This window comes from Amycolatopsis alba DSM 44262 (assembly GCF_000384215.1).
Lineage (GTDB): Bacteria > Actinomycetota > Actinomycetes > Mycobacteriales > Pseudonocardiaceae > Amycolatopsis > Amycolatopsis alba.
In genome coordinates, this window is record NZ_KB913032.1 from 8,601,644 (window position 1) to 8,615,100 (window position 13,457).

The window sequence follows — 13,457 nt, forward strand, 5'->3', positions numbered from 1 at the left end:
AACCCGATCGTCCGTATACAACCGGCCGCGCGACTGGCTAGCCTCCGGCGGGTGAGGATCAAGAGTGCGCTGCTCGCGGCGCTGGTGACCGTCGGCGTCGTGGTCGCCCCTCCCCCGGCGTCCGCCGCCCGCGCCGGGGCGGACCCGTCGGGCTGGGTGGCGCCGCTCAGCACACGCGGGCGTTACATCGTCGACGCGGCGGGCGACCGGTTCAAACTGAAGGCCGCCAACTGGCACGGCGCGAGCGGTACGTGGACCGGGTCGGGCGACGTGAACGATCCCGCCACTCACCACGCCGGTGAGATCGCCTACCAGACGCCGCTCGGGCTGGACCGGGTGTCGATCGACACCGTCATCGACGGACTGGCCCAGCTGGGCCTGAACAGCGTCCGGCTTCCCTTCTCCAACGCCATGATCCACCACACCGCACCGGTTCCCGCGCTCCCGGCGAACCCCGATCTGCGTGGACTGACCCCGCTGCAGGTCTACGACCGCGTCGTCACGCGGCTGACCGCTCGCGGGTTCGCGGTGATCCTCAACAATCACACCACGACCTCGCGCTGGTGCTGCGGTCTCGACGGCAACGAGCGCTGGAACACCGCGCAGACCGAGCAACGCTGGCAGGACGACTGGCTGTTCATGGCCCGCCGCTACGCCGCGAACAAGCGGGTGGTCGGCGCCGACCTGTACAACGAGGTCCGCCGCAACGTCCTCGACGATCCCAACTGGGGCTGGGGAAACAGCACGGACTGGCAGCGCGCGAGCCAGCGGGTGGCCGATCGCATCCTGACCGAGGCCAACCCCGATCTCCTGCTCATCGTCGAGGGCATCAACTGGACCGGCCTGCCCGTGGACGGCCTTCCGCACGGCAGGCCCACGCTGGAGCCCGCCCGTACGCTGTCGCATACGCTCGTGGATTCCGGGAAACTGGTCTACGCCGCGCATTTCTACGGCTACACCGGTCCGAACCACTCCGGCGCGACAGGCACCGGTGAGACCCACGACCCGCGCTACCGGGACCTGTCACCGCAGGAACTCCGCGACGTCCTTTACCGGCAAGCGTTCTTCGTTTCGGCGGAGACCGGAAAGCACTACACCGCGCCGCTCTGGATCAGCGAATTCGGCGAGGGCAGCCACACCACCGACGCGGCGAGCCGCGCGTGGTTCGAGAACTTCGTCGGCTATCTCGCCGAGACCGACACCGATTTCGCCTATTGGCCCGCGGTCGGTTTTCACGACGGCGGCGGGGGCAACGGATGGTCCTTGCTGTCGTGGGACACCGCGGGCCGTCGCGTCGACGTGCTCGACGGCACGGACTGGCGCGGCCCGGCCTGGCGACGGCTGGTGAACGCGCCGTCCCGTACCGGCCGGATCCCGGTGACCGAGCGCTGGTCGATGCTCAATCTCGACTACGCCGACTTCCAGGCCTCCCGCGCGGCCCGGTCGATGGCGGACTGGAATCCAGGCGCCCGCAAGGGATCCTGCCCCGACGGTCAGCGGCTCGCCGGCCTTTCCCATACCGGCAACCGGGGTCTGTGCACCGGCACGCTCGCCGTTCCGGCGGGGTACGCCGTCGTTCGCGATGAGACCTTTGTGGACACCGACTGGGCGTCCGGCTACACCAAGGCGCAATGCCCGCCCGATCACGCGGCGGTCGGCTACAGCGTCACCGGCTCGGCGTTCTCCGCCTTGCTGTGCGGCCGGTCCGCGACTCCGCTGGGCCGCACCGGCCGGACGGTCTGGTTCGACCGCGGCGACAACCGGCCGTCCGGGGCTCCCGGCGGCGACTTCGCGTCGGGCCACTACAAGGGCCAATGCGCGCCGGGCGAATACGTCGCCGGTGTCGCGTACACCGGCCGCGTCGGCTCGAACCGCACTCCCGACGCGTTGCTCTGCCGCGCCTGAAACCTTCAGACGACGAAGACGCAGAACGGATGCCCTGCCGGATCCGCGTAGACGCGCAGCGGTTCGTCCGGGTCTTCGCTGCGGTCGTACCTGAGCCTTCCGCCTAATTCGAGGACTCGGCCGTGCTGCGCTTCGAGCTCTTCGACCGAGTCCACGGTCAGGTCCAGGTGCAGCTGCTGGGGTATCGGCGCAGGGTCGGGCCAGCTCGCTTCCGGCAGCCTGTCGACCTGCTGGAAGGCGAGCTGCGCCCCGCCGTCCGGGTTTCTCAGCACCAGCCAGTCCTTGTCCTCGGCACCGGGCCGAGGCGGTTCGTCGCCGGGGCGGTAGTCCCACACCAGCAAACGCCGGTAGAACTCCGCCAGGACACGAGCGTCGGTACAGTCCAGCACCACCTGGCGAAACACCGGGCCCTTGGGCCGCTCGGCCAAGCCGGTCACCTCCCCGAACCCGCGGTCCCGCGCCGGTCGAGCACCGCGAGAACCTGTTCACACCACCGGATGTTCTCCTGTTCGAACGCGATCCCGCGGGCGAGGGTCAGATACGGGCCGACCCTGGGCGCGGTCGCGAGGAACTCCACCTCGGCTGACCCACCGAGCATACGGTCACGGAGGCGTTCGAACCGTTTGAGCTTCGTTTCGGCCACGGCCAGCCTGTCCGCGACGGCGAGCCGGATCCGCTCGTCGTCACCTGCCTCGACGGCCTGGACCTGCACCAGCAGTTCGTCGCGGATCGCCGTCGGCTTCGGTGCCCGCGTGGTGAACTCAGCGAGTTCGGTCGCGCCGGCGTCGGTCAAGGAGAAGAGCCGCTTGTTCGGCCGCCGCTCCTGTTCGACGACACGGGCCGCCACCAAACCCTGCGACTCCATCTTGTCCAGCTCCCGGTAGAGCTGCTGGGGTGTCGCGGTCCAGAAGTTGGCGACCGACGCGTTGAAGCTCTTCGCCAGGTCGTAGCCCGAGGATTCACCGTCCATGAGCATCGCGAGGATCGCGTTCCGCAACGCCATGGCGTGATGGTAGTCAACGACCGGATCAGTCGCAAAGTTGATTAGTCACTTCGATGGACAGCGGTCCGGCGTTCACCTAGGCTCGGCGACATCTACTCAACAAATTGACTATGAGGAGATCGTCATGCCCACGTTCCGTCAGGCAGTCGAAGCGAAGGACGCCGCCGCGATCGAGGCGATGCTCGCCGACGACGTGGTCTTCACCAGCCCGGTGGCTTTCAAGCCCTACCAAGGAAAAGCCATCACCGCGGCGATCCTGCGCGGGGTCCTGCGCGTGTTCGAGGACTTCCGCTACGTCCGCGAGATCCACGACGGCGCACACCACGTGATACGAGTTCGAAGCGACGGTGGACGGGCTGGAGATCAACGGCTGCGACCTCCTGACCTTCGACGCCGACGGCAAGATCACCGACTTCAAGGTGATGGTCCGGCCGTTGCGGGCGGCGGAGGCCCTCGCGGGGCGCATGGGCGCCCAGTTCGAGGCCATCAAGGCGGACGCTACGCGTGCCGCCGCACCATCTCGGTGATCCAGACAGGCGCGAACGGCGACGTGCAGTTCGGCGGCGTCGGGTAGTCCTTGAGCACCTCCAGGCGCTCCCCGATGCCGATCGCCCGGCCGCGGTGCTCCGCGTGGTCGATGCCGACCTGCGCCAGGCAATGGTTCATCGCCCACTGCAGCCGATCCGGCGCGGCCTTCATCTCCGCCTCGATGACGTCGAGCAATCCGGCGAGGTCCAGGCCCTCGGGCGTCTTCGCCACCCGTTCGGTGGTCAGCGCCCAGCCCGCGCTCGCGACCACGGGATCCGGATCGCCGGACCAGGCCAGGCGCAGCTCCTCGGCGTGCGGATTCTTCTTGACCACGTAGTTCACGAGCCAGTCGTGCACCTTCGGGGTGCGCGCCTCGCGCATCATGCGGTCCAGGTCGCCGTACTCGAACGCCTTCGGACGGCAGATCAGGAGCGCGAGCAGTCTCGCCGCGGTGTCGCCCGTTTCCCAAAGCTCCAGCGCGAGCTCCTGCTGGGTTTTCAGCCGCTTCGCGAGCGCGCGCAGCTTGCCGAGATTCACGCCGTGGTCGTCACCGTGTTTCTCGTTCACCTGGCGTGCGCGCGGATCCTCGAGCGCGGCCAGTTCGGCCAGCACCCCGGCCGTCGTCGCTCCGGTCACCCTCGGCCTCCCGTCCACCGCTTGTGACGTCCAGCCTACGAGCCGGACGACGCTCAACCGGCAGGACGGGCCGTCAGGCTGCTACGGTTGCCCGGTCGCGGTTCAGTAACCAGCCGCTGGATCCCCTTCTCCTGGGTCCGGCATGTCCACCGGGCAGCTGCCGGTCCCCCGCACCGGCTAGGAGTCACCTTGACCGACTACCGCGCTCCCGCTTCCTCTCCGCCCCCTCCGGCGCGGAGATTCGTGTCCTCGCTCGACACCTCGGTCACCACCTCCGCCGGCGACACCGTGGTCACGGTGTCCGGCGAAATCGATCTCGCCGTCTCGGCGGGCCTGAGACGGACGCTGGAAGAGGAACTCCGGTTCAGCCCGGCGGCGCTGATCGCGGACCTGTCCGCGGTCAGCTTCTGCGATTCGTCCGGTTTCACCGCTCTCGTCCAGATCTGCTCGCAGGCAGAGGAGGCCGGTGTCCCGTTCATCCTGGTCACCAGGGAGCGAGCCCTGCTGCGCCCGATGTCACTGCTCGGCCTCGACGCCGTTTTCACCGTGCACCCGACCCTCGACTCGGCGCGGGACGCGCTCGCCCGCTGATCAGCTGTCATGATGGGCGGTTGTGACGGGTGATGAGGATCCGGGGTTCCGCGTCGGCGGACGTCCATTGGCGGAACGGCTGACCGAAGTCCTGCCGTCGCTCACGAATACGGTCCTGGCCGAGATCGTCTCCCGGATCCCGGAGTACGGCCTGTTACCCGCCGAGGAGCTCAGCGGCGACATCACCGACGTGATCGAGCAGAACCTCCGGTCGTTCATCGACACCCTGCGCACCGGGGCGACGCCGACGCGGGAGGAGCTCGACTTCCTCCGCGAATCGGCCGCCCGGCGCGCGGAAGAGGGCATCCCGATCGACATCGTGCTCACCGCGTACCACATCGGCATCCAGGTGGTCTGGGCGTCGGTGACGACGGACGCGCGGCCGGAGGAGGTCACCGACGTCCTGGCCGTCAACGCGCTGACCCTGCGCTACCTCGAGGTGGTCACCCCCGCGGTCGGCGCGGGCTACCTCGACGAACGCCAGACGATGTTCGACGACGAGCGTTCGGCGCGGCACACGGTGCTTTCCGCCCTGCTCGACGGCGATCCCGCGGACGTCGCCGCGGGACAGGCAGGCCTGCGCCTGCCACCGTGCTACATCGTCCTCGCGGCGTCGGTCGGGGCACATCCGGACGAGGAGGCCAACGGGGTCGACCCGCTGATCGCCGGGCGCCGGAAGCTCCGGCGGCTGCGGGTCGAACTGGAACGGCAGATCCGGGGCACGGTCCTCACCTCGCTCACCCCTGAGGGCGGCATCGCCCTGCTGCCGAACGAAACCGCGGCCGGGGAACTGTCCACACGCGACTGGTCACGGCTGGAACGAGTGCTCGCCGACGTCGCCCGCACGGCGGGCGCGGAGGTCATCGCCGGGACCGCGGCGGCCGAACCGTCCGGTGTGCCCGCCGCGGCGAAGCTCGCGCAGGACGTACTCGCGGTCGCCGCCGGGTCCGGACGGCCACCAGGGCTGTACCGGCTCGACGACGTCCTGCTCGAATACCAGCTTTCGCGCCCCGGCCCCGCCCTCGACCGGCTGGCCACCCGGCTGGCACCGCTGGAAGGCAACGAAGAACTCCTGCAGACCCTGGAGACCTTTCTCCGCCGTGGCGGACGACGGCAGACCGCCGCCGCCCTGCACGTCCATCCCAACACCGTCGACTACCGGCTGCGCCGGATCGCCGAGCTCACCGAGCTGGACCCGACCCGGCTCGAACACATCGCCTTGCTGAACGCGGCTCTCTCGGCCCGCCGCCCCCTGTGACGCGTCACAGCGTGTGAAGGCCTTCGCCGTCATGGAGGTCGAGCATCCGCCTCGCGGAACGGCACTCGCCGGGGAAGACGAACAAGAGCGTTCCCGTGTCGTCGGCGAGCAACTGCGCCCGTTCGAGGACCCGGATTCCCGTCGTGCCGAAGAAATCGAGCTCGGACAGGTTGACGATCAAAGTGGCGCCGTGGCCCTGGAGCCGCTGGTTCAGCATGTCCCACAACCGGGGCCCGGTACCGAGGTCGACCTCACCGTTCGCCTTGACGACGGTGGTCCCCTTGGTCGGCCTGCTCACATGCAGTCGAAGACGTCCCCGTGGTTCTCCGCTTGCCCGCGATCCGGAGAGCATCGAGAAGGCGCGCTTCTTGTCAAGCGCGCGGGGCGTCGACAGGGAACTCATATGTGGAAGTACCCCGATACCGGGTCCGGCGAAACCGGCAGGCGCTTGAAGTCCCCGGAAAGCGGGTATCACCGGCGGGTCGGAGGTGATGTCCCTTGTCCGCTGCCCGAACCGGTCCTGGGCCGGTCGTGACCGGTTTCGACGGATCGCCGGAGGCCGGTCGCGCCGTCCGCTGGGCGGTCGCCGAAGCGAAAACGCGCGGCCTCGGCCTGGTGCTCGCGTACGCCGATGAAGCGGCCAGGGAGTCACAGCTGGCTTCGATGGTGGAAGCGCTGAAGCGCTCCGACCCCGATCTCGACGTCCTCGCGGTCGTCCGCGACGGCACTCCGGAGCAGGTCCTGACCGCGGTCGCCGACGAGACGGACGCGGCGATGATCGTGCTCGGCGAATCCCATACCGGCGTGTTCACCAGGGCCGTCCTCGGCTCGACGGAATCCGGTGTGACCAAGACCGCCGAATGTCCGGTCGTGGTCGTCCGCGGGGAAGAGCCGCCTCCGGACGGACCGGTGATCCTCGGTACCGACGGCTCGGAGCAGAGCGCGCCGGCGGCAGGTTTCGCGTTCGATTTCGCGGCGCGTCACGGGCTCACCCTGCACGCGGTCCACGTGGCGCGGATGCCGATCTGGGGTCCCGCGAGCGAACCTCTGCTCGGCGGGCCGGTGCTGGATCCGTCGCCCGGTCTCCCCCAGGAGGTCGCTGACGAGCTCGTCGCCCGGCAGCTCAAGCCGTGGCAGGAGCGCTATCCGGAAGTCACCGTGGAGACGGTGCACGGGTTCGGGCCCGCCGCGCAGGCCTTGACCGTGGAATCCAGCGAAGCCGCGCTGCTGGTGCTCGGCCGGAGCGATCACGGTGATCTCCGGCGTCTGCTGCTGGGCTCGATCAGCGACGACGCGCTGCACCACGCACACTGCCCGGTGGCGGTGGTCCGGGCTCAGCCGACGGGCTGACGTCGGCGCCTCACGAAGAAGCGAGTTCGCCGAGCATCCGCTGCGAAGCGCGCAGTTCCGTGGCCATCACCAGTGCGCTCGCGCGGGCCGCGGCGAGCGCTTCGCCGACGTCGGCGACCTTGCTCCAGGCCTCACCCGCCGAATCACCCGCGCCGATCCGGCCTGCCAGGAGGCTCTCTTCGAGCTGCCCTTGCACGCCGGGCAGGACATGGGCGAGGTCGTCGGCGAGCTGCTGCAACGCGCCGATGGTCCGGCAGAGGTCGGCAGGCGAGGGCTGCTCGCCTGCTCGCATCCGGCGGCACAGCCGACGCACCACGCTTCCCGCCTGCGCGGCCAGCAGGTACGACGGCTCCTCCGACTTGGGTCTCATCATGCCCTGAAGTACCCCCACCGCAACCCACGAAACCAACTTCGCCACCCCGGATCCAGGTGGCAAGTCCGTGAAGGCCTCCTTGAGGGATTCAGAGTCCCTCAAGGAGGCCTTCACGGACCGCTGGGGCTCAGTGCACCCGCCGGTCCTCCGCCGTGCCCCGGTACCGGATCGTCCACAGGCTGCGCCGGATGTAGGTACGCTGCAGCCACCGGTCGCGCCCGTTGTGCCGCGCGAAGAACTGCGACCGCGCGTGCAGGCCCTTCCGGTTGTTGATCAGCAGCGCCGTCCCCGGCTCCAGCTTGACCTGGTGCGCGACCTCGCGGCAGACCCGCTGCAGTTCCTCCAGCGCCTGCTCGGCCTCGACGGTCTCCCCCACCACGCCGTTGGCCGAGACCGCCACCTCCGGCGAGTCCGACGGCCCGGAGATGACCGGTACGAGGTCGGACAGCACGTCGGCGCCCTTGGCCACGTCACGCACGTAGCTGCCGGGCGCGTTGAGCCGGAACAGCGGGCGGCGCAGGACGTCGAGCACCTCCGGGTCCAGGGCGGCGGAGATGTCGCGGCCGTCGGCGTAGTAGGTGACGGCCTCCTTGTTCCCGTCCTGGCGGACACAGTTCAGCACCAGGAAGTCCGGATTGGACACGTCGTACCGGCCGAGTTCGTCATGCACGATGTCGTTGTGGAAGTTCAGGAACACGTGCGAACTCTGGTTGGTCTGGCTCCGCGCGCCCGCCGACACCGGGACGACGTCGTGCACCAGCCGCCCGCTCTTCTCGGTGGTGAAACCGACGGGCTCGCCGAGCAGCTGGCTCAGTCCCAAAAGGACGGTCTCGGCGACGAAGGTCTTCTTGTCCTTGCTGGGTTCCCCGTCGATCGGGGTCTCCGGCAGCTCCGGGTCCACCGGCAGGTTGCGCACGAGCGCGACGCCGGGGGTGTCGACGTGCCTGCCGAAGTCCAGGATCGTCTGCAGCTGGTCGACGGGCAGCCTCGAGAAAGCGACCCGGAGCATCGCCAGCGAACGGTCGATGTCGCCGACGGGGTCCGGGAAGGATCGCAGCTCGCCGCCGATGACGTCCCGGACCTCGTCGGTGAGCACGACCTCGGCGAAGGTGCCGACTAGGGTTTCTTCCTTGCTGGTCATGGTGTCCTATCTACTTTCCGCCGCCGCTGGACCGGCGGTCTTCTCCGAGTCCTTTTCGGACTTCTTCCCGAACTTGGCGATCAGGGTGAGCGCGGGGGCGGTGGCGATCGTCGAGACCAGCGTCATGATCACGAGCATCGCGAACACCGCCGGGCTGATCACCTTCAGCTGGAGACCGACGTTGAGCACGACCAGTTCGGTCAGCCCGCGGCAGTTCATCAGCGCCCCGAGCGACAGCGATTCGCGCCAGCCGACGCCGGTCAGCCGGGCCGCCGTGGTACTGCCCGCCCATTTCCCGAACACCGCCACCGCCGTGACGGCCAGGGTCCACAGCCACATCGATCCGGAGCCGAGCAGGCTGAACTCGGTGTGCAGACCGGTGTAGGCGAAGAACAGCGGCAGCAGCAGGGTGAGGGTGACGCTGCCGAGCTTCCCGGCGGCGCGGGCGACGACCGGGTCCTGCCTCGGCGCGATCACGCCGAACAGGAAGGCGCCGAACAGTGCGTGGATGCCGATCTCGTTGGTGGCCAGGGCCGACAGCATGATCCCGCCGAGCAGGATCGCCAGGACCGCTGGCTCCGGCGCCCTGGCGAGCACCTTGGCCAGCAGCGGCCGGACGACATAGATCATCACCAGGACGAAGGCCAGGGTGAGCCCGACGGTCAGGAACACCTCCGACGGCGCACCGCCCTGACTCACGGCGACCACGACGGCCAGCAGGCACCACGCGGCGACGTCGTCGACGGCGGCGCACGTGAGCGCGAGCGCGCCCAGCGGGGTCTTCGAGATGCCGCGGTCGGTCAGGATCCTCGCCAGTACCGGGAACGCCGTCACGCTCATGGACACCGCGATGAACAGCCCGAACGCGAGGAAGCTGACGTCACCGCCGAAGGCCGGGTACATGCCGAGGGCGAGCACGATGCCGGAGACCATCGGCAGCGCGATGCTGACCTGGCTGACCGTCACCGCGGTGAATCCGCGCCTCCGCACCGCGTCGACGTCGATCTCGGAACCGACCAGGTACATGAAGAAGATCAGGCCCAGCTGCGACAGGATGTTGATCGCCGAGACCACCCCGCTGGGGAACAGCCAGCCGAACGCGCCGGGCCAGACGATCCCGAACAGCGACGGCCCCAGCAGGATGCCCGCGACGATCTCGCCGATCACCGGGGGCTGGCCGAGCCGCCGGGCCAGCACGCCTGCCAGGTAGCAGGCGCCCAGGACCACCGGGAGCGCGACCAGCAGGCGCGCGTAAGTGTCGGGGCCGCTGCTCGCCGCCTTGGCCGCCGTGCCCGAGACCGGTTCGTAGGCCGAGCCCAGACCGAGCACCACCACGACGACCACCACGGGTACCGCGATCAGTACCGCCCCGACGAGGACCCGGCGCACCGTGGCGCGCCCGGTCCGCTCCCGCACAGCTGACTCCATCGAGTTCTCCTTACCCGGCACGCAATTCCAGCGTGCAGCATTTGACGCTGCCGCCTGCCTTCAGTAATTCGGACAAGTCGGCACCGATGGGTTCGAAACCGTGTTCCCGCAACTGTGCGGTCAGCCCGGTGGCCGCCTGCGGGAGCACGACGTGCTTGCCGTCCGACACGGCGTTGAGCCCGAAGACAGCGGCGTCGCGTTCCGAGGCCAAGATCGCGTCGGGGTACATCTCCTTGAGCACCCGGCGGCTGTCTTCCGAGAACGCCTCCGGGTAATACATGACCGTGTCGTCGTCCAGCACGGCGAGCGCGGTGTCGAGGTGATAGTAGCGCGGGTTTATCAACGTCAGGCCGACGACGGAACAGCCGAAGAACTCGCGGGATTCGTTGTGCGCTTCGGGATTCGTGCGGAATCCGGTGCCGGCGAGGATCCGCTTCCCGGCGACGAGGTAGTCGCCTTCCCCCTCGTTGACCCACTGCGCCTGCCGGACGTAGCGGTACCCGTTGGCCCGGAACCACTCCAGATACGCGTCGGATTCACCGGCGCGCTGCGTGTGGTGGAACCGCGCGACGAGGACCTGCCCGTTGACCACGGTGGCGCCGTTGGCCGCGAACACCATGTCGGGCAGGCCGGGCACCGGTTCGAGGAGGTCGACGCGATGTCCGAGATCGACGTAGAGATCGTGCAGCCACTCCCACTGGGCGACGGCCAGCTCGGTGTACGTCGGTTTCTTCGGGTCCATCCAGGGATTGATCGAGTACTCGACGTCGAAGTACGTCGGTCTGACCATCAGGTAATGCCGTTGAGTGGCTGTCCGTGACACGCTTCCTCCACGCTATTTCTGGGTTTCGCTGAGTTTGACCTCGATCTTCCCGGCCAGGTCGTTCGCGTTGCGCATGGCTTCGTCGAAGGACGCGCCGAGCGCGCCGATGCCGCCGAAGATGTTGTTGCCGAGCGGCGGGCGCTTGATCAAGTCGCCCGGCTTCGCGAAGATCTTGAGGTAGTACAAGGCTTCCGACTCGTTCACCGCCGGCGGCACGTCGATCGAGGCGATGACCCCGCCGGGGCAGATCAGGCACATCGCGGCGGTGTGCAGACCGGTCGGGCTGAAGTGGCGGACGTCCGGCCGCACGCCGCGGGAAACGTCCATGAGTCCCCGGATCGGGTCGTAGCCTGCCGAAAGCCGTGCCATGTGGTCGAGTCCCCCGCCGCCGGGGCGGACGGCGATCTCCAGCAGGAACGGTTTGCCCTGGTGGAACCGGACCTCGGCGTGCAACGCGCCGCGGGTGAGTCCTTGCGCCCGCACGCCGGCGGTCACCACGGCGTGCACCTCGGCCACCTGCTCGGGGGTGAGCGACGTGGGCGCGTGGTGCACGTCGTCGTCGAAGGTCTCGCCTTCCGAGGTGACCCTGTCCACAATGGACCCCAGGTAGACCTCGTCGTCCCAGGCGAGTGCCTCGATGAGATGTTCGTGACCGTCCAGAAAGGACTCGACGAGCAGGCCGTGCGGACCGAGGTCCAGCCCCTCGGCCTCCATGTTGTACCAGGTCATCCTGTCGATGCCCTCGCGCGCCTGTGCGTAGCGCTCTCGCATCTTCTCCTCGTCGTCGACGCGGAAAACGAAGTTGCTGGCCGCGCCGAGCGTCGGCTTCAGGATCACCGGGTAGCCGAAGTCCCCGGCCGCCTGCAACGCCGCGTCGAGGTCTTCGACGAACCGGAAGTCCGGATGCGCCGCCCCGCCCTTTTCGTGCGCCTGCCGCATGATCAGCTTGTTCCGGCTCGTCCGCGCCGCGTCCACGCCGATACCGGGCAGGCCTAGCGCCTCGGCCACGGCGGCGACCAGGACGACGCCTGACTCCGAGAAGGTGAGCACGCCTTCGAAGGACTCCTCCGCGTGCCAGGCCTTCGCGTGCCGGATCAGGTCGTCGATGTGGTTGCTGCCGGCGATCCGGTAGCGATCCGACGGCCAGAGATCCTCGGTCCCGATCCCGTTGAGCACGTACAGCACCCCGCCGAAGTCCTCGATCTGCTGGTACCGGGGCAGGTAGTAGTAGGAGTTCTGGCTGGCTTCCAGCGCGAGCAGTTTCACGACACACCTCGTAGGGCAGGACGGAGCGGATGGACACCGGACGCGCGCACGAGCGGCCGGTCGAGCGGTTCGAGCCCGGTCGGGACCGGGTCGGCGCCGGTCAGGCGCGCGGCCAGGGACCGGGCGATCAGCGGGGCGAACTTGAAGGACGAGCCGCCGCACGCCGCGTAGGACAGGACCCGGTCGCCGAGGACGGCGAGCAGCGGGCCGAGGGTGGAGCGCCGGGCGAGATAGTGGCAGTCACGGGTGTCGATCAGCCAGTCCCGGCGGAAGCCGGGGATCAGCTCGCTGAACGTGTCGATCAGGTGCTCACGCCACCACGGGGGCGAGACGGCGCCGCCGACCTCGTCGACGACCCGGCAGGCGCTCGCGGCGCTGAGCTTCAACGGCGTCCCGGCGACCGGCGGCACCAGCCACGCGCCGCCGTCGGAGCCGAGCGAGGTGATCGCCGGTGTCGCCGCCCACGCGCCGGCGTCGGCGGGCGGGACGTCGCAGTACAGCATCGTCTGCCGGTGCAGCACGAGTTCCCGCGCCAGCGCGGGGGCCAGCAGTTCACGCGACCACGGGCCCGCCGCCAGCAGGACCGCGTCGCCCCGCAGGATCCCGCCGTCGGCCAGCCGGACCTCGGCCCGGTCGGCGTCGACTCCGATCACCTTGCGGTGCGGGCGCAGTTCCGCGCCGGCGTTCCACCGCAGCCACCCGGCGCAAGCCGTCAGTACCCGATCGGCGAGCAGGACCCCGGCGTGCGACTCGAAGACGGCGCCGGTCCCTGGAACGAATCCGGCGTGCGGGAACTCGGCGGCTAGCTCGCCCGCTCCGAACACCTCCGCCTTGGATCCGGCCGCGTTCAGCAGGTCCCGCGCGGCCGTCGCCTCGGCCGCCGGGATCGCGGTGAGCGCGCCGGATTGTTCGTAGAAAGCGGTGGACAGCAGATGCTCGATCTCGATCCACGCGTGATGCGCGCCGACGGCGGCCGCCGTGGTGGCGAGGTCACCGGGGTGCAGCGCACGCAGCACGCGATGACGATCGAACGAGGTGGCACCGGTGAACGGGATGTCCGACTGGTCGGCGAGCACCACTTCGTGCCCGGCGGACACACACTCGACGGCGGTCAGCAGCGAGATGACACCGCCGCCCGCGAACACGACTCGCATG

The 13,457-nt window shown here is 69.2% G+C and carries 14 protein-coding genes and 1 pseudogene; 5 read left to right on the plus strand and 10 right to left on the minus strand.

The window, feature by feature from the left end; genetic code table 11:
• The first annotated feature begins 51 nt into the window (after window positions 1-51).
• Window positions 52-1,905 carry a glycoside hydrolase family 5 protein gene (locus AMYAL_RS0139830; RefSeq protein ID WP_020636892.1) on the plus strand — a complete coding sequence of 618 codons (1,854 nt, stop codon included), beginning with the start codon at window positions 52-54 and terminating at the stop codon, window positions 1,903-1,905.
• A 5-nt stretch (window positions 1,906-1,910) separates the two neighbouring features.
• Here the strand turns inward: AMYAL_RS0139830 and AMYAL_RS0139835 are convergent, their stop codons facing one another.
• Window positions 1,911-2,333, minus strand: a complete 423-nt coding sequence (locus AMYAL_RS0139835) for a VOC family protein (RefSeq protein ID WP_020636893.1) — start codon at window positions 2,331-2,333, stop codon at window positions 1,911-1,913.
• Window positions 2,334-2,338: 5 nt separating this feature from the next.
• Window positions 2,339-2,908, minus strand: a complete 570-nt coding sequence (locus AMYAL_RS0139840) for a PadR family transcriptional regulator (protein ID WP_020636894.1) — start codon at window positions 2,906-2,908, stop codon at window positions 2,339-2,341.
• A 124-nt stretch (window positions 2,909-3,032) separates the two neighbouring features.
• On the opposite strand from AMYAL_RS0139840, the pseudogene AMYAL_RS47410 reads away from it, so the two are divergent.
• Window positions 3,033-3,435, plus strand: a pseudogene (locus AMYAL_RS47410) (nuclear transport factor 2 family protein).
• Here AMYAL_RS47410 and AMYAL_RS0139850 read toward each other — a convergent pair.
• Entirely contained in the window at window positions 3,407-4,072 is a 666-nt protein-coding gene (locus AMYAL_RS0139850; protein ID WP_020636896.1) for a DNA alkylation repair protein, read from the minus strand. The pseudogene AMYAL_RS47410 and the gene AMYAL_RS0139850 sit on opposite strands and share 29 nt — an antisense overlap.
• Before the next feature lie 243 nt (window positions 4,073-4,315).
• Between AMYAL_RS0139850 and AMYAL_RS0139855 the strand changes: the two genes are divergently transcribed.
• Together AMYAL_RS0139855 and AMYAL_RS0139860 are read left to right on the plus strand one after the other, a co-directional pair.
• Entirely contained in the window at window positions 4,316-4,663 is a 348-nt protein-coding gene (locus AMYAL_RS0139855; protein WP_020636897.1) for an STAS domain-containing protein, read from the plus strand.
• Window positions 4,664-4,685: 22 nt separating this feature from the next.
• Entirely contained in the window at window positions 4,686-5,921 is a 1,236-nt protein-coding gene (locus AMYAL_RS0139860) for a PucR family transcriptional regulator (RefSeq protein ID WP_026467826.1), read from the plus strand.
• A 4-nt stretch (window positions 5,922-5,925) separates the two neighbouring features.
• Here the strand turns inward: AMYAL_RS0139860 and AMYAL_RS0139865 are convergent, their stop codons facing one another.
• Complete coding sequence (locus tag AMYAL_RS0139865) at window positions 5,926-6,219, minus strand: STAS domain-containing protein (protein WP_020636899.1); 294 nt, start codon at window positions 6,217-6,219, stop codon at window positions 5,926-5,928.
• Between the two features lie 200 nt (window positions 6,220-6,419).
• On the opposite strand from AMYAL_RS0139865, the gene AMYAL_RS0139870 reads away from it, so the two are divergent.
• Window positions 6,420-7,271, plus strand: coding sequence for a universal stress protein (locus AMYAL_RS0139870; RefSeq protein ID WP_026467827.1), 852 nt, complete (start codon window positions 6,420-6,422; stop codon window positions 7,269-7,271).
• 10 nt (window positions 7,272-7,281) lie between these two features.
• Here the strand turns inward: AMYAL_RS0139870 and AMYAL_RS0139875 are convergent, their stop codons facing one another.
• The 6 genes from AMYAL_RS0139875 to AMYAL_RS0139900 all read right to left on the minus strand — a co-directional run bounded on the left by AMYAL_RS0139875 (window position 7,282) and on the right by AMYAL_RS0139900 (window position 13,456).
• Window positions 7,282-7,644: a hypothetical protein gene (locus AMYAL_RS0139875; RefSeq protein WP_020636901.1), complete on the minus strand. Its 363-nt coding sequence runs from the start codon at window positions 7,642-7,644 to the stop codon at window positions 7,282-7,284.
• A 127-nt stretch (window positions 7,645-7,771) separates the two neighbouring features.
• A complete protein-coding gene (locus tag AMYAL_RS0139880; RefSeq protein ID WP_020636902.1) occupies window positions 7,772-8,785 on the minus strand; it encodes a TauD/TfdA family dioxygenase in 1,014 nt (337 codons plus the stop codon).
• A 6-nt stretch (window positions 8,786-8,791) separates the two neighbouring features.
• On the minus strand, window positions 8,792-10,213 hold the full coding sequence (locus AMYAL_RS0139885; RefSeq protein WP_020636903.1) for a cation:proton antiporter domain-containing protein: 1,422 nt from the start codon (window positions 10,211-10,213) through the stop codon (window positions 8,792-8,794).
• A 10-nt stretch (window positions 10,214-10,223) separates the two neighbouring features.
• Window positions 10,224-11,036, minus strand: coding sequence for a dimethylargininase (ddaH, locus tag AMYAL_RS0139890; RefSeq protein WP_026467829.1), 813 nt, complete (start codon window positions 11,034-11,036; stop codon window positions 10,224-10,226).
• Window positions 11,037-11,048: 12 nt separating this feature from the next.
• Window positions 11,049-12,302: an ATP-grasp domain-containing protein gene (locus AMYAL_RS0139895; protein WP_020636905.1), complete on the minus strand. Its 1,254-nt coding sequence runs from the start codon at window positions 12,300-12,302 to the stop codon at window positions 11,049-11,051.
• On the minus strand, window positions 12,299-13,456 hold the full coding sequence (locus AMYAL_RS0139900) for an NAD(P)/FAD-dependent oxidoreductase (protein WP_020636906.1): 1,158 nt from the start codon (window positions 13,454-13,456) through the stop codon (window positions 12,299-12,301). The genes AMYAL_RS0139895 and AMYAL_RS0139900 overlap by 4 nt, the downstream gene beginning before the upstream one ends.
• Window position 13,457 lies beyond the last annotated feature (1 nt).

Coding starts and splice junctions, on each gene's coding strand:
- AMYAL_RS0139885 (WP_020636903.1), bottom strand. CDS start 10,213: ATGGAGTCAGCTGTGCGGGAGCGGACCGGGCGCGCCACGGTGCGCCGG.
- AMYAL_RS0139880 (WP_020636902.1), bottom strand. CDS start 8,785: ATGACCAGCAAGGAAGAAACCCTAGTCGGCACCTTCGCCGAGGTCGTG.
- AMYAL_RS0139840 (WP_020636894.1), bottom strand. CDS start 2,908: ATGGCGTTGCGGAACGCGATCCTCGCGATGCTCATGGACGGTGAATCC.
- AMYAL_RS0139900 (WP_020636906.1), bottom strand. CDS start 13,456: ATGCGAGTCGTGTTCGCGGGCGGCGGTGTCATCTCGCTGCTGACCGCC.
- AMYAL_RS0139875 (WP_020636901.1), bottom strand. CDS start 7,644: ATGATGAGACCCAAGTCGGAGGAGCCGTCGTACCTGCTGGCCGCGCAG.